This is a genomic window from Streptomyces sp. AC550_RSS872, assembly GCF_019049285.1.
GTDB lineage: Bacteria > Actinomycetota > Actinomycetes > Streptomycetales > Streptomycetaceae > Streptomyces.
Genome location: NZ_JAGMUL010000208.1, coordinates 157,722 through 175,403 on the forward strand (window position 1 = coordinate 157,722; position 17,682 = coordinate 175,403).

The window sequence follows — 17,682 nt, forward strand, 5'->3', positions numbered from 1 at the left end:
CCTCGTACGCGGGCACTGAGCGACTTGCCGGGCACGCTCCGGAACCGGCGCGACCGAGCCGAGTGACACAGACACTCAGTGCCACGGTTCTGGGAAGCGCCATCACCAGATATTCCTCCGCCGCATTGGCGGACCACCGCCCCGGCACGGTCCACACACCAGGGACCGAAGCCGGACAGCACAACCGGTCGCCGAGCCAGACAGGCCGACGTCCGCTCCAGGGAAGGACCCTTCGTGAGCGACACCACCGATCTGATGGGCGCACGTGTCGAGGAGACCGCTGCCGCGCCCGCCACGGACGCCTCCGCGCCTGCCACCGGTGCCGGCTCCCGGCGGCGCCGCGGTACCGGCCTCGAGGGCATGGTGCTGGCCGAGTTGCAGCAGGTCGCATCCGGCCTCGGCATCAGGGGCACGGCGCGTATGCGCAAGAGCCAGCTGATCGAGGTCATCAAGGAGGCGCAGGCCGGCTCAGGCGCCGCCCCGGCGAAGGCCGAGACCGCCACCGAGACCAAGCCGAAGCGCCGCGCCACCTCCCGCGCCCGTACGGGTGACGAGGCCGCCGCCGCGAAGAAGGCGGAGAAGGCCACCGAGGCCCCCGCCGAGAAGGCCGTGGCCCAGCAGCAGATCGAGATCCCCGGCCAGCCGGCCAGCGACGACGCCCCGGCCGAGCGCCGCCGTCGCCGCGCCACCGCCGACGCCGGTGCCCCCGCGGCCGCCCCCGAGACGGTCGCCGCCGAGGCGAAGAGCGAGCCGAAGGCCGAGACGCCCGCGCAGCCGCAGGGCCAGCAGGGCGACGCCGGTGAGGGCGCGGAGGGCCGCCGCCGCGACCGCCGTGAGCGCGGCCGGGACCGTGACCGCGGGGACCGCGGTGACCGTCGCAAGGGCGACGACCAGCAGGGCGGCGGCCGTCAGGACCGCCAGCAGGGCCAGCAGCAGGGCGGCGGCCGTCAGGACCGTCAGGACCGTCAGGACCGTCAGCGTGACAACGGCCCGCAGGACGACGACGACTTCGAGGGCGGCCGGCGTGGCCGTCGCGGGCGTTACCGCGACCGTCGTGGCCGTCGCGGCCGCGACGACATCGCCTCCGAGCCGCAGATCGCCGAGGACGACGTCCTGATCCCTGTCGCGGGCATCCTGGACATCCTCGACAACTACGCCTTCATCCGTACGTCCGGCTACCTGCCGGGTCCGAACGACGTGTACGTCTCCCTCGCCCAGGTCCGCAAGAACGGCCTGCGCAAGGGCGACCACATCACCGGTGCGGTCCGTCAGCCCAAGGAAGGCGAGCGGCGCGAGAAGTTCAACGCGCTCGTGCGTCTCGACTCCGTCAACGGCATGGCGCCCGAACACGGCCGCGGCCGCCCGGAGTTCAACAAGCTCACCCCGCTGTACCCGCAGGACCGGCTCCGTCTGGAGACCGACCCGGGCGTGCTGACCACCCGCATCATCGACCTCGTGTCGCCGATCGGTAAGGGCCAGCGCGGTCTGATCGTGGCCCCGCCGAAGACCGGCAAGACCATGATCATGCAGGCGATCGCCAACGCGATCACGCACAACAACCCCGAGTGCCACCTGATGGTCGTCCTCGTCGACGAGCGTCCGGAAGAGGTCACCGACATGCAGCGGTCGGTCAAGGGCGAGGTCATCTCCTCGACCTTCGACCGCCCGGCCGAGGACCACACGACGGTCGCCGAGCTCGCCATCGAGCGCGCCAAGCGCCTGGTGGAGCTGGGCCACGACGTCGTCGTGCTGCTCGACTCGATCACGCGTCTGGGCCGTGCGTACAACCTCGCCGCGCCCGCCTCCGGCCGCATCCTGTCCGGTGGTGTCGACTCGACCGCGCTGTACCCGCCGAAGCGCTTCTTCGGTGCCGCGCGCAACATCGAGGACGGTGGCTCGCTCACCATCCTGGCCACCGCTCTCGTCGACACCGGGTCCCGCATGGACGAGGTGATCTTCGAGGAGTTCAAGGGCACGGGTAACGCCGAGCTCAAGCTCGACCGGAAGCTCGCCGACAAGCGCATCTTCCCGGCGGTGGACGTCGACGCGTCCGGTACCCGTAAGGAAGAGATCCTGCTCGCCCCCGACGAGCTCGCCATCGTCTGGAAGCTGCGCCGGGTGCTGCACGCGCTCGACCAGCAGCAGGCGGTCGAGCTGCTCCTCGACAAGATGAAGCAGACGAAGTCGAACGCCGAGTTCCTGATGCAGATTCAGAAGACCACGCCTACGCCGGGTAACGGCGACTAGTAGCCCGGGGTCGCGGGCTGCCAGTCGAGTGCGGGTGGTTCGTGGTGGATCGCGCCCGCGCGGCGGAGCCGCACATTCAATACAGCCCCGCGCCCCTGAGGGGCGTTGAGGCCGCCCCTCGTCACAACAGTGACGGGGGGCGGCCTTTTGGCGCTGAGAGGGACGGGCGCATGCGCGCGCCCCGCACAGCCGCCGGATGCGTTTCGGGCTGCCCGCTGCCCGCTGCCGCTGCCGCCGTCGGTGTCGCCGCGGCCGTCGCCGCCGCGCTGCTGACCTCGTCCGCGGGGGCCGCGACCGCGCTGCCCACGCCCACCGTGAAGCCCGCGACCAGTTCGCCCTCGCTCGCCGAGCTGGGGCGGCGGGTCGCGGGTGCCGTCGTCGGCACCGTCGTGCCACGCGACGCCGATCCGCATGACGACGTCCCGTGGCACCGCCTCGTACGCCGCCGGCACGAGCGCCAAGGTCTACGGCTGGGGCAGGACCAGCTCCGCCGGCCAGGACATCTCCGGCACGCTGAAGACGGCCACGCTGCCCGCCCGTCCGGCATGACCTGCGCGGGCACCCAAGAGCGGCGGCGACAGAGTCAGGACGTCCGCCGATGGCGGGAGACACAGGCTCGGTGATCCGCGTCCTACGACCCTGTGGGTTGGCGCGAAGTCCTCGGTGGGGCTGGTCCCCTCTCCTGCGATCCTCGGGGTGCAAGCACCCCGACGGGTAGCTCTCCCGGCACGATCCTCTGGGCGGCAACGGCCCCTTCGGCACCGAGTGAAGGTCGGCTCCGGCTGGAACCGGTACAACTCCCTGCGCGGCCACGGTGACTTCACCGGCGACGGCAGGACCGATCGGACCGCGCGCAGTGCGACGGGCGGATGCATCTACCTGTTCAAGGGCACCGGCAAGTCCGGCACCGGCGAAGGCTGGGCCGACTTCCTGGCCCGTGACACCGGCGGCACGCTCTCTCTGTACCCGGGCACCGGAAAGGCCACGAGCGAGATCTTCAGCACACCGAAGTCCGTCGGCACCGATTACGAGCAGTACGACACCCTGGGCTGAAACCGCAGGTGAGACCGGCCTGCCCGGGATCGCCGACTACGGACCGTGCCCATCGCTCCCCGGCGGTGGGCACGGTCCGTTGTGCAACCCTTCTCCGAGTTTCCCCGTCTGACCGGACGGGGCGACGATGGTGTGGTACGGGCCAAATGGCCACGCCTGTCCCTGAAAGCAGGGGGTAACCGACCGGACGAGAACCGAGGAGCACAGTGTCCGCCGAGAGCACGCCGGAGCCCGGCATACCGGGCGAGACCGGCAGCACAGGTCCCCGCCACCGCGCCAAGGGCCGCCGACGCAAGCCCCGCGACAAGCGCAAGGGCCTGCTGATCATGGCCTGGACGGCCGCCGGGATCGTGATCCTGGGCGGCACCGGCGCCGGGTACCTGTACTTCAAGCTCAACGGCAACCTCAAGAGCGTCGACATCGACCAGGCCCTGGGCACCGAACGCCCGGAGAAGGTCGACAACGGCTCCGAGAACATCCTCGTCCTCGGCTCGGACACCCGCTCCGGCAGCAACAAGAAGCTCGGCGGCGGCACCGACGACGGCAGCGCCCGCTCGGACACGGCGATGATCGTGCACGTCTACGAGGGCCACAAGAAGGCCAGCGTGGTCTCCATCCCGCGGGACACCCTCATCGACCGCCCCCAGTGCACCGACGCGGGCGGAGACACGCACGCCGCCGCGTCCGGCGTGATGTTCAACGAGGCGTACACCACGGGTGGCGCCGCCTGCACCGTGAAGACGGTCGAGTCCGTCACCGGCATCCGCATGGACCACTACCTGGAGGTCGACTTCTCCGGCTTCCAGAAGCTCATCGACGAGCTCGGCGGCGTCGAGGTGACCACCACCAAGAACATCAACGACCCCGACAGCCACCTCGACCTCAAGGCCGGCACCCACCAGCTCACCGGCAAGCAGGCCCTCGGGCTGGTCCGCACCCGGCACGGCGTCGGCGACGGCTCCGACCTCGGCCGTATCCAGCTCCAGCAGGCCTTCGTCAAGGCACTGATCAACCAGATCAAGGACATCGACCTCTTCGGCAACCCAAAGAGGCTCTACGACCTGGCCAACACCGCCACGAAGACGGTGACCACCGACTCCGACCTGGGCTCCGTCAACAAGCTCATGTCCTTCGCGAGCGGCCTCAAGGGCATCAGCTCCAAGAACATGAACATGGTCACGATGCCGGTCCAGTACGACCCGGCCGACCCGAACCGGGTGATCGTGGCCGAGGCGAAGGCGAAGCAGGTGTGGACGGCGTTGAAGAACGACAAGCCGATCCCGAAGTCGGCCACGGAGGGCACGGCCAAGGGCGACGCCAAGGGTGTGGTGAGCGCTTCGTGAGCTTCCTGGAATAGATCACGGGTCCCCCCGGTTTTGGGGGATGGCCCCAGTCCTGGCAGACTGGTACGTCGGCTCCGGTTCACGCCCCCGCATCCCGCGGATGCGACCCGGCGCCCTCCCGAAACTAGGAGACACCTTGAAGCGCGACATCCACCCCGAGTACGTCGAGACGCAGGTCAGCTGCACCTGTGGCGCGTCGTTCACCACCCGTAGCACGATCGACAGCGGCACCATCCGCGCCGAGGTCTGCTCCGAGTGCCACCCGTTCTACACGGGCAAGCAGAAGATCCTCGACACCGGTGGCCGTGTGGCCCGCTTCGAGGCCCGCTTCGGCAAGGCTGCTGCCGGCTCCAAGAAGTAGCGAGCTCCCATTCGCCGGTCCACGGCCGCGCCCCTCACAGGCGCGCCGGGACCGGCGTTTTTGGTCGCCCGCCTTCCCCCTTCTTTCTTACGCAGTTCAGGAGCCCAAGATGTTCGAGGCCGTCGAGGACCTGGTCGTTGAGCACGCCGACCTGGAGACGAAGCTCGCCGACCCGTCGGTCCACGCCGACCAGGCCAACGCGCGCAAGCTCAACAAGCGCTACGCCGAGCTCACCCCGATCGTCGCCACGTACCGCTCCTGGAAGCAGACCGGCGACGACATCGAGACGGCGAAGGAACTCGCCGCCGACGACCCGGACTTCGCGGCCGAGGTCAAGGAGCTGGAGCGGACGCGCGAGGAGCTGACGGAGAAGCTGCGGCTTCTTCTCGTCCCGCGCGACCCCAGCGACGACAAGGACGTCATCCTCGAGATCAAGGCGGGCGCGGGCGGCGACGAGTCGGCGCTGTTCGCCGGTGACCTGCTGCGGATGTATCTGCGGTACGCGGAGCGGGTCGGCTGGAAGACCGAGATCATCGACGCCACCGAATCCGAGCTGGGCGGCTACAAGGACGTCCAGGTCGCGGTGAAGACCAAGGGCGGCCAGGGTGCCACCGAGCCCGGCCAGGGCGTCTGGGCCCGGATGAAGTACGAGGGCGGCGTGCACCGCGTGCAGCGTGTCCCGGCGACCGAGTCCCAGGGCCGTATCCACACGTCGGCCGCGGGTGTCCTCGTCACCCCCGAGGCCGAGGAGGTCGACGTCGAGATCAACCCGAACGACCTCCGCATCGACGTGTACCGGTCGTCCGGCCCGGGCGGGCAGTCCGTCAACACCACCGACTCCGCCGTGCGCATCACGCACATTCCGACCGGAGTCGTCGCTTCCTGCCAGAACGAGAAGAGCCAGCTACAGAACAAGGAGCAGGCACTGCGTATCCTGCGCTCCAGGCTGCTCGCGGCGGCCCAGGAGGAGGCGGAGCGGGAAGCCGCCGACGCCCGCCGCAGCCAGGTCCGCACCGTCGACCGCTCCGAGAAGATCCGTACCTACAACTTCCCGGAGAATCGCATCTCGGACCACCGGGTCGGCTTCAAGGCCTACAACCTGGACCAGGTCCTGGACGGCGACCTCGACGCGGTGATCCAGGCGTGCGTCGACGCGGACTCGGCGGCCAAGCTGGCGGCCGCGTAAGGACGTAGACGTAAGGGACGTACGCACGTACGAGTACGACACGGAGGACTTGCGTGCAGCAATTCATCGGGGGGCGAACCCCGAGCCCCCGCAGCGTGCTGCTCGCGGAGGTGGCCCAGGCCACCCAGCGGCTGGCCGACGCCGGCGTGCCCTCGCCGCGCAACGACGCGGAGGAGCTCGCCGCGTTCGTGCACGGCGTGAAGCGGGGCGAGCTGCACTCCGTGAAGGACGCGGACTTCGACGCCCGCTACTGGGAGGTCATCGCCCGGCGTGAGCAGCGCGAGCCGCTCCAGCACATCACCGGGCGGGCCTACTTCCGCTATCTCGAACTCCAAGTCGGGCCCGGGGTGTTCGTGCCCCGCCCCGAGACGGAGTCGGTGGTCGGCTGGGCCATAGACGCCGTGCGCGCGATGGACGTCGTGGAGCCGTGCATCGTCGACCTGTGCACCGGCTCCGGCGCCATCGCGCTCGCCCTCGCCCAGGAGGTGCCGCGCTCGCGCGTGCACGCCGTGGAGCTGTCCGAGGACGCGCTGCACTGGACCCGCAAGAACGTGGAGGGGTCCAGGGTCGAGCTCCGTCAGGGCAACGCCCTGGACGCGTTCCCCGACCTGGACGGCCAGGTCGACCTGGTCATCTCCAACCCGCCCTACATCCCGCTCACCGAATGGGAGTACGTCGCTCCCGAGGCGCGGGACTACGATCCTGAGCTCGCCCTGTTCTCCGGCGAGGACGGCCTCGATCTCATCCGCGGTCTGGAACGGACCGCACACCGGCTCCTGCGCCCCGGCGGCGTCGTCGTCATCGAGCACGCCGACACCCAGGGCGGCCAGGTGCCGTGGATCTTCACCGAGGAGCGGGGCTGGGCCGACGCGGCCGACCACCCGGACCTCAACAACCGCCCCCGGTTCGCGACGGCCCGCAAGGCACTGCCGTGACCACCGCCGCGACTTCGATCCCGCAGTACGTGTACGAGGAGGCCCGCTAGACATGGCACGGCGATACGACACCAACGACGCGACCGACCGCACGACGGGTCTGCGTGAGGCCGCGTCCGCCGTCCGCCGGGGCGAACTCGTGGTCCTCCCGACCGACACGGTGTACGGCATCGGCGCCGACGCGTTCACCAAGGAGGCCGTCGGTGACCTGCTGGAGGCCAAGGGGCGGGGCCGTAACATGCCCACCCCTGTGCTGATCGGCTCCCCGAACACGCTCCACGGTCTCGTCACCGACTTCTCCGAGCTGGCCTGGGAACTGGTCGACGCGTTCTGGCCGGGCGCGCTGACGCTGGTCGCCAAGCACCAGCCGTCGTTGCAGTGGGACCTGGGGGACACGCGCGGCACGGTCGCGGTGCGGATGCCGCTGCACCCCGTCGCCATCGAGCTGCTGACGGAGGTCGGACCCATGGCGGTCTCCTCGGCCAACCTCACGGGTCACCCGGCCCCCGAGGACTGTGACGCCGCGCAGGAGATGCTCGGCGACTCGGTCTCCGTCTACCTGGACGGCGGCCCGACCCCCGGCAACGTCCCGTCGTCGATCGTCGACGTCACGGGCGAGGTGCCCCTCCTCCTGCGCGCGGGCGCGATCTCCGCGGACGAGCTGCGGAAGGTCGTACCCGACCTCGAGGTGGCCAATTGACAGCCCCTGATGTGGGGCGTGGCATAGGCAACGGGGAAAGCGCGGCGGAGATCACGACGACCTTCGTGGGACTCCCGCGCGACAGCTTCCGCATCCTCCACGTCAGCACCGGAAACGTGTGCCGCTCGCCGATCACCGAGCGGCTGACCCGTCATTTCGTGGCGCAGCGCCTCGGAGTGCTGGGCGGCGGGCTGATCGTGGAGAGCGCGGGCACCTGGGGCCACGAGGGCGCGCCCATGGAATCCAACGCGGAGACCGTCCTCGCCGACTTCGGCGCGGACGCCTCCGGCTTCACCGGCCGGGAGCTCCTCGACGAGCACGTCATCATGGCCGACCTCGTCCTCACGGCCACCCGCGACCACCGCGCCCAGGTCATCTCCATGGGCCATTCGGCGGGCCTGCGCACCTTCACCCTGAAGGAGTTCACCCGCCTGGTCCGCGCGATAGACCCCACGACGCTCCCTCCCCTGGAGGACGGCGTCGTCCAGCGCGCACGTGCCCTGGTCCGGGCGGCGGCGGCTCTACGCGGGTGGCTTCTGGCGCCGACGGCTGAGGCGGACGAGGTGTATGACCCGTATGGGGCGCCGCTCGGGTTCTTCCGGTCGGTGGGGGACGAGATACATCAGGCGCTGGATCCGGTGGTGACGGCGCTGACGGGTGTCCCCGCGAGGACGTAACAACACAGGGCGTCCCTGGCGCCCCGGGCCTACATTGGACGTACGTCATCGCCGACGCACGCCCCCGGAGCCCATCATGTCGGTCACCCATACCCTCGAGGCCGATGTCCTGCGCCGGCAGGACCCTCAGCTCGCCGACATCCTGCTCGGGGAGCTGGAGCGGCAGTCGACGACGCTTCAGCTGATCGCCGCCGAGAACTACACGTCGCCGGCCGTCCTTGCGGCGCTCGGATCGCCGCTGGCCAACAAGTACGCCGAGGGCTATCCGGGGAGCCGGTACCACGGCGGGTGCGAGATGGTCGACGTCGCCGAGCGGCTCGCCGTCGAGCGGGCCAAGGCGCTGTTCGGGGCCGAGCACGCCAACGTCCAGTCCCATTCGGGCTCCTCCGCGGTGCTCGCCGCGTACGCAGCCTTGCTGCGGCCCGGTGACACCGTCCTCGCGCTCGGGCTGCCGTACGGCGGACACCTCACGCATGGCTCGCCCGCCAACTTCTCCGGCCGCTGGTTCGACTTCGTCGGCTACGGGGTGGACGCCGAGACCGGGCTCATCGACCACGACCAGGTGCGCACCCTGGCCCTGGCGCACCGGCCCAAGGCGATCGTCTGCGGGTCCATCGCCTACCCCCGGCACATCGACTACGCCTTCTTCCGTGACATCGCCGACGAGGTGGGCGCGTATCTCATCGCCGACGCCGCCCACCCGATGGGGCTCGTCGCCGGGGGAGCGGCGCCCAGTCCGGTGCCGTACGCCGATGTGGTGTGCGCCACCACGCACAAGGTGCTGCGCGGCCCGCGCGGCGGCATGCTCCTGTGCGGCGCGGATCTCGCCGAGCGCGTCGACCGTGCCGTGTTCCCCTTCACCCAGGGCGGCGCCCAGATGCACACCATCGCCGCAAAGGCCGTCGCGTTCGGGGAGGCGGCGACGCCGGCGTTCGCGGTGTACGCCCATCAGGTGGTCGCCAACGCGAGGGTGCTCGCGGCCGGGCTGGCGGCGGAGGGCCTCGTCGTCACCACGGGCGGCACCGACACCCACCTCATCACCGCCGACCCGGCGCCCCTTGGCGTCGACGGCCGTGCGGCGCGCGGACGGCTCGCGGCGGCCGGGATCGTCCTCGACTGCTGTGCGCTGCCGCACGGCGACGTCCGTGGCCTGCGCCTCGGTACGGCGGCCGTGACCACCCAGGGCATGGGGGAGAAGGAGATGGTGTGGCTCGCCGCTACGATGGCCCGGGTGCTCAAGGGGGAGACCGAAAGCCAGAAGGTACGTGAAGAAGTGCGGGAGCTGGCCGGTGGATTTCCGCCCTATCCGGGCTGAGGAGGGGTACCTGCGCCTTCGTACACAGCCACACGTGCAACCATCGTCGCTACCCGGAAGTCCCTGCACATATGCGTCGCGTACGCGTCCATCGCTAGTGTGTGGGGCTGAGATGGCCAGCGAGACCTGTGGGGAAGCCTGTGCGTGAATACCTGCTGACGCTCTGCATCACGGCCGCGGTGACGTATCTGCTGACAGGGCCGGTACGCAAATTCGCGATCGTGGCCGGGGCGATGCCGGAGATCCGGGCACGTGACGTGCACCGGGAACCCACTCCGCGGCTCGGCGGTATCGCGATGTTCTTCGGGCTGTGCGCGGGTCTGCTGGTCGCCGACCACCTCACGAACCTCAGTGCCGTCTTCGAGAAGTCCAACGAACCGCGGGCGCTGCTCTCCGGAGCGGCGCTCATCTGGCTGATCGGCGTCCTGGACGACAAGTTCGAGATCGACGCCCTGATCAAGCTGGGCGGCCAGATGATCGCCGCGGGCGTCATGGTCATGCAGGGTCTGACGATCCTGTGGCTGCCCATCCCCGGCTTCGGCTCGGTCGCCCTGACCCAGTGGCAGGGCACCCTGCTGACGGTCGCCCTGGTCGTCATCACCATCAACGCGGTCAACTTCGTCGACGGCCTGGACGGCCTCGCGGCGGGCATGGTGTGCATCGCCTCGGCCGCGTTCTTCCTCTACGCCTACCGCGTCTGGGTGTCGTACGGCATCGAGGCCGCCGCGCCGGCCACCCTGTTCTCGGCGATCCTGATGGGCATGTGCCTGGGCTTCCTGCCGCACAACATGCACCCCGCGCGGATCTTCATGGGCGACTCCGGCTCGATGCTGATCGGCCTGGTCCTCGCGGCGGGCGCGATCTCGATCACCGGACAGGTCGACCCGGACGCGCTGAAGCTGTTCGCGGGGTCGGAGAAGGCGGCTGTGCACCAGACGGTGCCGGTCTACATTCCTCTGCTGCTGCCGTTGACGATCATCGCGATCCCGGCGGCCGACCTGGTGCTGGCGATCGTGCGCCGCACCTGGCGGGGGCAGTCGCCGTTCGCCGCCGACCGCGGCCACCTCCACCACCGCCTCCTGGAGATCGGCCACTCCCACAGCCGCGCGGTGCTGATCATGTACTTCTGGTCGGCCCTGATCGCCTTCGGCGCGCTCGCCTACTCCGTGAACTCGGCGTCGATGTGGATCGTCCTGGGCGTGGTCTTCCTCAGCGCCATCGGCCTGGCCCTGCTGCTGCTCCCCCGCTTCACGCCCCGCGCCCCGCGCTGGGCCGAGCGCTTCGTACCGCCGCGCTACCGGCGAAGCCCGGCGGCGGCCACGGTCGGTTCCGGGCCCGCTCGTGACCGGCTCCCGATGGCCTCCGGGGAGCCCGTACTCTCCTCGGCCGAAGGGACCGCCGGGATGGTGGTACCCCGCGAGCCGGGCGTCCACCGCAAGCTGAATGGCGCCACCGCACTGTCCGACCGCTCGACGCGGGTGCGGACGCATGAGCGGGAGCGGGCTTAGCCGGTCGGGCGGGGGTCAGTGGAGGGCGTCAGTGGAGGGGGTCCTGGGGGTGTGGGCCCCAGGCTGTGCGGAGGACCGTGGTGACCTCGCCCACGGTGGCTCTGACGGACAGGGCGTCCTTCATGGGGTGGAGAACGTTGTCGTCGCTGTGTGCGGCCTTGCGGAGGCGTAGCAGGGCCTCAGTGACCGATGTCTCGACGCGCCAGGCGCGCAGCTTGGCCAGTTGTTCGGTCTGGCGGGCGCGCAGGGCGGCGGAGGCCAGGTGTGGCCGGGGTGGCGGGCGGTGCTCGAAGCGTCGGCCGAGCTGCGTGTCGCCCAGGCCGTGCTCGACGACCGGGAGTACGCCGCCCATGCCCCGCAGCCGCTCCAGCAGGGCGAGTGCCTCGGTCGAGATGTCCGCCGTGCGAGTACGCCGCCGATCCGGGGGAGCGGGCGTGCCGCCCCGCGGCTGCTGGACGTAGAGGCGGGGTACGGCCGCGTCTGCCGCCAGCGTCCACACCCGGCGTACCGCGCGCAGCTTCGCCCGGTTCTCGGCGCCGGTGGCGCCCTGGGCGAGGCAGAGGGTCAGCCGGGGCACGACCAGGCTCGGGTCCAGGCCGGGCACCGCGGCGGCAGCGCGCAGGTACTCCATGCCACAGGCGACGGCGAAGGCGACCTCCAGCGCCGGATCCGCGCCGGGCCCCGCCAACTGGTGGCCGCACACCGACAGACACTGCCAGCGGGGCAGCTCGGCCGTGCCGTACGCGACGACGTCCGTGGCCAGCCGCAGCAGGTGGCGCAGCGGGAGTCCGCCGAGTCCGCCCGCGAGGAAGCTGCGGAAGGCGTCGTTGCGGACCGCCCCGGCCAGCCGGCGGGGCGTCATCCCCTGCTCCTCCGCGACGAGCTGGTACAGCAGCAGAAGGGGAGCCGCCGCGGCGCCGGCCGCCAGCGTGGGACGTATCCGGTCCAGGGGGAGCCCGCTGAAGAGCACGCGCATGTCGTCAATGGAGTCGACGGAGACCCCGCAGCGGCCGACCAGCCCCCGTGCCTGGGGCGCGTCGGAGTCGAGGCCGGCCCGTGTGGGCAGGTCGAAGACGACCGGCACGATCCTGGTGCCGGCGGCGAACAGCTGCCGGAACGTGGCGTTGGCCTGGGTCGCGGTACCGGAGACGGTCATGCGGCGGGGCCGGACGGGAGTGTCCGCTCGGTCACTGGTCCGCACCGCCTATGCCCGCCGGTACCCGGCCCAGCACATCGACCGGCCAGTGCGGCCTTCGCCGGGGCCATCGTCGCCACTCCCGCGGATAGCCGAGGGACGCCTCGTGGTGGGGCACGCCCTGCCAGTGGATCAGCCGCGGGATGTGCAGATGGCCGTAGACCACCGCGGCCGCCCGGTAGCGCACGGGCCAGTCCGCCGTCGCCGTGGTGCCGCACCACAGGGCGAACTCGGGGTGGCGCAGGGCGCGGGTGGGTTCCCGGACGAGGGGGAAGTGGTTGACGAGGACGGTGGGTGTGTCGTCCTGCTCGACGAGCGCGTCGAGCCGGGCTCGGGTCTCGGTGACCCGCGCCCGGCACCAGGCCTCACGGCTCGGCCAGGGATCCGGGTCGAGCAGGAACTCGTCCGTGCAGATCACCCCGGCCTCGTCGGCGAGGTGCAGCGCGTGGCTCTTGGACCAGGCGGCCGGCGGCAGGAAGCTGTAGTCGTAGAGGAGGAAGAGCGGGACGACGGTCAGCGGGCCGCCCCGGCCGTGCCAGACGGGGTAGGGGTCCTCGGGTGTGACGACGCCCAGGGCGCGGCAGCGTTCCACCAGATACCGGTACTTGGCCTCACCGCGAAGGTCATCGGGGTCACCCGGCGCGGTCCACAGTTCATGGTTGCCGGGGGTCCACACGACCTTGGCGAACCGGTCGCGCAGCAGGGACAGCGCCCATGTGATGTCGGACACCGTCTCGCCCACGTCCCCGGCGACCAGCAGCCAGTCCTCGTCGGAGTCCGGGCGGAGCCGCTCGACGAGGTCCCTGTTCTCCTGGTGGCGGACATGGACGTCGCTGATGGCGAGAAGCCGGCCAGCGTGTCGATTCCGGCTCAACTCTGCCCTCCCCAGGCCCCCGGGCCGCCGGTCCGGGGCGGCATCGTGTCTCACAGCCTGATCCACCGCCCCGAGAGGTGGAACCCCTAATCCGCACCCCGACCGCCGGTGTGTGGAGCGGGCATCCCCCCGGGAGTGGGGAGGCTCACACTGTGCCTACGCCGCTGATCCCGGCGCTTGCCCGGCCACCCGCCGGGCCGGGGCGCGCCACACCCCCTCCTGTCGAAGAAGGCCAGCTCAGGCAGCATTTTCTGGTCGGCGCACTAGGGGGGTGTGCGCGGGATTAGGGGTTGTGGGGCGAGTAAGGGGTCGCCAAGCATGGTGGATGTGACGAAAGGGCCCAGGGGGCAGAGCCCGACGGCCCTCTGTAGCACGAAAGGTTCTATGGTGAGTGCCAACCGCGTGGACGAGACCTTGTGGATTCGCCGGTTCCATCCGGCGGACTCCGCGACCACCAGGCTCGTCTGCCTCCCACACGCTGGTGGATCCGCCCCGTACTTCTTTCCGGTCTCCAAGGCGCTCGCGCCGGAGGTCGACGTGGTGGCCGTGCAGTATCCGGGGCGGCAGGACCGCCGCCAGGAGAAGTGCATCGAGAGCATTCCCGAGCTGGCCGACGCCGTGACGGCCGAACTGCTGCCGTTGACGGACAAGCCGCTGGTGCTGTTCGGCCACAGCATGGGAGCGAGCCTCGCGTTCGAGGTGGGCATGCGGCTGGAGAAGGCGGGAACGGTGCCGCTGGCGCTGTTCGCCTCCGGCCGCCGGGCCCCCTCCCGCTACCGCGAGGAGAACGTCCATCTCCGCAACGACGACGAGATCATCGCCGAGCTGAAGGCGCTGAGCGGGACGCGGTCCGAGGTGCTGGCCGACGAGGAGATCCTGCGCATGGCGCTGCCGGCGATCCGCGGCGACTACAAGGCGGCGGAGACCTACCGCCACACCGACGGGGTGCGGCTCGCGGCGCCGATCCATGTCCACTACGGGGAGGACGACCCCCGGGTCAGCCTTGACGAGGCGCGGGCCTGGGCGGATCACACGACCGGCCACTTCGAGCTCAAGACCTACCCCGGCGGGCACTTCTACCTCAATGAGCAGGCGCCCCGGGTCATCGAGGCGATCGCCCGGGTGACGTCGACCGTCACGTCGTAGCACACGAGGGCCTGACCGGCCCTATGGGGAAATTCCGTACAGGGTCCGACGTTCGGGCCCTGAGCCCCGTTCCTTTTCATGCCGACAATTAATCCAACTTTTACGTGACCCTTATTTAACTTTCCCCTGCCGCGAGTTTGCGGCAGGCTGTCTGATCCGCCCCGACCTGCACGGACTTGGCGTTGGCTGATTCCTTTCCATGCCTGTCCGAAGCCCCTTCGAAGTTGACACGTCCGTTGTACGGATGTTTGGATTGTGTGGGTTTTTGGTGTCTGTGAAGTGGTTTTGCGGAACCACCTGGCCAGGTGCTCCTGACCGATTGATAACGGGGTGTTTCGGCTTTTATGGTCCTCATAGGGAGAGTTCGAGAAAAAGACCGACTCGAAGCTGCCTTTTCATTCGTCCGATCCGCCGGAATGGCGCGAACGGTGGTGGTCGAGGCGGCCGCAGGCTGTGGAAAGACCGAGCTTCTGGAAGGGCTCGTGCAGCATGTGGAGTCGCTCGGCCTGACGGTTTTGCATACCACTGCGATCGCGGAGGAGAGAGGTACCCCTCTCAGTGTGCTCCGCGGTCTCGTCAATAGTTCTTCCTTTCCCGACCAGCTGGTGCGGCGATTTCACACATGGGGTGATGCCGCGGTGCACGGGATTTCCACGGGGGAGGGGGGCGAGATACGGCGCGACGCCGCCTGGTACGAGTTGATGCGCACGTTCTGTGTCGAGGTGCGCGCACTGGCACGGCGGGAGCCCCTCGTGGTGGCGGTCGACGACATCCAGCACGGCGACGCCGACTCCTTGCGTCAGTTGCTCCATCTGGCCCGGCACTGCTGCAACGTGCCGTTACTGCTCGTCCTCACGCAGCCGCTGGTCGGGGGCCCGGTGGACGGGGCCTTCGGCGCGCAGCTGCTGAGGCAGCCCCACCTCGAACGGATCCGGCTGCCGACGCTCGGCCCGGACGACATAGCCGGCTTCCTCGCCGACCTGGGGTACGCGGGAGTCGGCACCGCCATGGCCGAGGAGTGTTTCGCGGTCAGCGGCGGCAACCCCTTGCTGCTGCGGGCGCTGCTGCACGACACCCCGCTGGAGCCGGGTGACTGCGTCGACGGCCAGGGCCGGGCGCTCCGGGTCGGCCAGGCGTACGGCAGGGCTGTCCTGACCTGCCTGGACCGCAGCGGTGAGAAGGTGCGCGACGTCGCCGCCGGACTGGCCGTGCTCGGCGGCGCGTGCACCGAGGAACGGCTCTCCCGGCTGCTGGACATCTCCGCCGCCGAACTCACCGAGAACCTCCAGGCCCTCCAAGGGGTCGGCATCGTGGCCGGCACGTCCTTCCAGCACCCCGCGGCGGAGGAAGCGGTCCTGGACTCGCTGGAGCCCTCGCACCGGCTGGGGCTGCACCAGGGTGCCGCGGAGCTGCTGCACGCCGACGGGGCTCCGGCCGAGCTGGTGGCCGAACACCTCCACAAGGCCGGGCGGACCAAGGCCCCCTGGGCGGCCGGTGTCCTTCAGCAGGCCGCCGAGCAGGCGCTCTCCGAGGACCAGGCGTGCCGTGCCGTGGCCTATCTCGAACTGGCGCACACCGCCTGCGAGGACCCGCTGCGGCGCACCGAGATCAAGATCAGGCTCGGCACGGTGACCCGTCGCTTCAGCGTCACCGACGCCGAACGCCATGTCGGCGACGTCCTCCAGGCGCTGCGGGCGGGCCGGCTCGACCCCGCGGACGCGGGCGGCCTCGGCGAGCTGCTGCTGGCCCACGGGCGGCTGGAGAGCGCGCGCGACCTGCTGGGCCAGCCGGAGCCCGACCCCGACGACGCGACCCGGGCCCGCCGACGCACCGCCGTGGTCCGTGAGGGCTTCATACGCCGCAGGTTCTGGGGAGCCGGGACCCGGGCGGCCCGGCCCGGCCGCCCGCCCGCCGGCCCTGGGGGGAACGCCCTCTTCGCCGGGTTCGGAGGCGAGCACACCGGTCGGCGGTCCCAGCACATCGCGGGGGCGGAAGGGGTCCTGGCGATCACCCAGCTGACCGACACCACCTTCGACCCCGTCGTCGAGGCGATCTGGACCCTGGTCGGCCTCGGCGCGGTGGAGCGTGCCCTGCACTGGTGCGACACGTTCCTGCGGGAGGCGGTGACACGGAACGCACCCGGCTGGGAAGCCGTCTTCGCCGCCGTCCGCGCCGAAGCCGCCCTGCACGCGGGCGACCTGGCCGAGGCCGAGCGCGCCGCCCGCCACTGTCTGGGGCTGCTGCCCGAGCGCCACCGGCCGGCCCTGGAGGCGGCGGTGATCGCACGCCTGGTGACGGTCCAGATCGCGCGGGGGAACCACGAGGAGGCGGCCCGCTCGCTGAGCCGCCCGGTGTCGGAGTCCCTGCCGGACTCCGTCCACTGGCTGTTCTATCTGCGGGCCCGCGGGCTGTACTACCTGGCCACCCGGCAGTACGACTCGGCACTGTGGGACTTCCAGGAGGTCGGCCGCGTCGCGGGGCAGTGGGGCACGGACTGGCCCTCGCTGCTGCCCTGGCGCACGGACAAGGCGGAGGTGCTGCTGCGGCTGGGGGAGCGCGAGCAGGCGCAGCGGCTGGCCGCCGAGCAGCTGGCCATGGCGCAGCACTCCGCACCGCGCATCCGCGGCATCTCCCTGCGCGTCGAGGGCCTGGCCTCGGAGCCCGGTGCCCGGCTCACCCTGCTCAAGCGGGCCGTGGTGGAGCTGAACCGGGCCGCCGACCCGCTGGAGCTCTCCCGCGCCCTGTTCGACCTGTCCGACGCCTACCGGGAGTCCGGGCAGACCCGGCAGGCGGTGTCGGCGCTGCGCCAGGCCCGGCAACTGGCCAAGGGCTGCGGGGTGCCGCCTCCCCGGGACCGGATCGGATCCCCCGACGCCGTCGGGACCGCGGTGGAACGGCCCGTCGCGAACGAACCCGAGCGGCGTGTCCGGTGGGAACGCCTCAGCGAGTCCGAGCGCCGGGTGGCGGCGCTGGCCGCCCGCGGACACACCAACCGGGAGATCTCCGGACGGCTGCACATCACCATGAGCACGGTGGAGCAGCATCTGACACGTGTATACAGAAAACTTAAAATAAATGGGCGTGACGAATTGATGTCGGAAGCGTGGGGCGGCGTCAAAGTCTGACGAACCGATAGGGGGGT

At 70.6% G+C, this 17,682-nt stretch carries 15 protein-coding genes; 13 read left to right on the forward strand and 2 right to left on the reverse strand.

Going from position 1 to position 17,682, the window contains the following annotated elements; translation table 11 throughout:
• Window positions 1–234 precede the first annotated feature (234 nt).
• The 11 genes from rho to KUM44_RS44320 all read left to right on the forward strand — a co-directional run bounded on the left by rho (window position 235) and on the right by KUM44_RS44320 (window position 11,325).
• Window positions 235–2,247: a transcription termination factor Rho gene (rho, locus tag KUM44_RS44275; RefSeq protein WP_217215471.1), complete on the forward strand. Its 2,013-nt coding sequence runs from the start codon at window positions 235–237 to the stop codon at window positions 2,245–2,247.
• Window positions 2,248–2,658: 411 nt separating this feature from the next.
• The gene (locus KUM44_RS47450; protein ID WP_308402864.1) at window positions 2,659–2,796 is read left to right on the forward strand and encodes a hypothetical protein; all 138 of its coding nucleotides are present in this window, start codon (window positions 2,659–2,661) and stop codon (window positions 2,794–2,796) included.
• A gap of 216 nt (window positions 2,797–3,012) precedes the next feature.
• Window positions 3,013–3,300, forward strand: coding sequence for a hypothetical protein (locus KUM44_RS46600; RefSeq protein ID WP_308402861.1), 288 nt, complete (start codon window positions 3,013–3,015; stop codon window positions 3,298–3,300).
• Between the two features lie 206 nt (window positions 3,301–3,506).
• Complete coding sequence (locus KUM44_RS44285; RefSeq protein ID WP_217215473.1) at window positions 3,507–4,643, forward strand: LCP family protein; 1,137 nt, start codon at window positions 3,507–3,509, stop codon at window positions 4,641–4,643.
• Window positions 4,644–4,779: 136 nt separating this feature from the next.
• Window positions 4,780–5,004 (forward strand): 50S ribosomal protein L31, encoded by a 225-nt coding sequence (gene rpmE, locus KUM44_RS44290; protein ID WP_018571447.1) that lies wholly within the window; start codon window positions 4,780–4,782, stop codon window positions 5,002–5,004.
• Window positions 5,005–5,113: 109 nt separating this feature from the next.
• On the forward strand, window positions 5,114–6,190 hold the full coding sequence (prfA, locus tag KUM44_RS44295) for a peptide chain release factor 1 (RefSeq protein WP_217215475.1): 1,077 nt from the start codon (window positions 5,114–5,116) through the stop codon (window positions 6,188–6,190).
• Between the two features lie 95 nt (window positions 6,191–6,285).
• Window positions 6,286–7,125 (forward strand): peptide chain release factor N(5)-glutamine methyltransferase, encoded by an 840-nt coding sequence (gene prmC / locus KUM44_RS44300; RefSeq protein WP_217215518.1) that lies wholly within the window; start codon window positions 6,286–6,288, stop codon window positions 7,123–7,125.
• A gap of 52 nt (window positions 7,126–7,177) precedes the next feature.
• Window positions 7,178–7,825, forward strand: a complete 648-nt coding sequence (locus KUM44_RS44305) for an L-threonylcarbamoyladenylate synthase (RefSeq protein WP_062717691.1) — start codon at window positions 7,178–7,180, stop codon at window positions 7,823–7,825.
• Window positions 7,822–8,502 carry a protein-tyrosine-phosphatase gene (locus KUM44_RS44310; protein WP_217215477.1) on the forward strand — a complete coding sequence of 227 codons (681 nt, stop codon included), beginning with the start codon at window positions 7,822–7,824 and terminating at the stop codon, window positions 8,500–8,502. Before KUM44_RS44305 ends, KUM44_RS44310 begins: the two co-directional genes overlap by 4 nt.
• 76 nt (window positions 8,503–8,578) lie before the next feature.
• Window positions 8,579–9,817 carry a serine hydroxymethyltransferase gene (gene glyA, locus KUM44_RS44315; RefSeq protein WP_217215478.1) on the forward strand — a complete coding sequence of 413 codons (1,239 nt, stop codon included), beginning with the start codon at window positions 8,579–8,581 and terminating at the stop codon, window positions 9,815–9,817.
• A 140-nt stretch (window positions 9,818–9,957) separates the two neighbouring features.
• Complete coding sequence (locus KUM44_RS44320; RefSeq protein WP_217215480.1) at window positions 9,958–11,325, forward strand: MraY family glycosyltransferase; 1,368 nt, start codon at window positions 9,958–9,960, stop codon at window positions 11,323–11,325.
• Window positions 11,326–11,353: 28 nt separating this feature from the next.
• Here KUM44_RS44320 and KUM44_RS44325 read toward each other — a convergent pair whose 3' ends face one another.
• Window positions 11,354–12,481, reverse strand: a complete 1,128-nt coding sequence (locus KUM44_RS44325) for a methylmalonyl-CoA mutase family protein (RefSeq protein WP_217215482.1) — start codon at window positions 12,479–12,481, stop codon at window positions 11,354–11,356.
• Window positions 12,482–12,512: 31 nt separating this feature from the next.
• On the reverse strand, window positions 12,513–13,394 hold the full coding sequence (locus tag KUM44_RS44330) for a metallophosphoesterase (RefSeq protein WP_254390987.1): 882 nt from the start codon (window positions 13,392–13,394) through the stop codon (window positions 12,513–12,515).
• A 384-nt stretch (window positions 13,395–13,778) separates the two neighbouring features.
• Between KUM44_RS44330 and KUM44_RS44335 the strand changes: the two genes are divergently transcribed.
• Together KUM44_RS44335 and KUM44_RS44340 are read left to right on the forward strand one after the other, a co-directional pair.
• The gene (locus KUM44_RS44335) at window positions 13,779–14,540 is read left to right on the forward strand and encodes a thioesterase II family protein (RefSeq protein WP_217215483.1); all 762 of its coding nucleotides are present in this window, start codon (window positions 13,779–13,781) and stop codon (window positions 14,538–14,540) included.
• A gap of 344 nt (window positions 14,541–14,884) precedes the next feature.
• Window positions 14,885–17,665, forward strand: coding sequence for a LuxR family transcriptional regulator (locus KUM44_RS44340; RefSeq protein WP_217215485.1), 2,781 nt, complete (start codon window positions 14,885–14,887; stop codon window positions 17,663–17,665).
• Window positions 17,666–17,682: the final 17 nt, after the last annotated feature.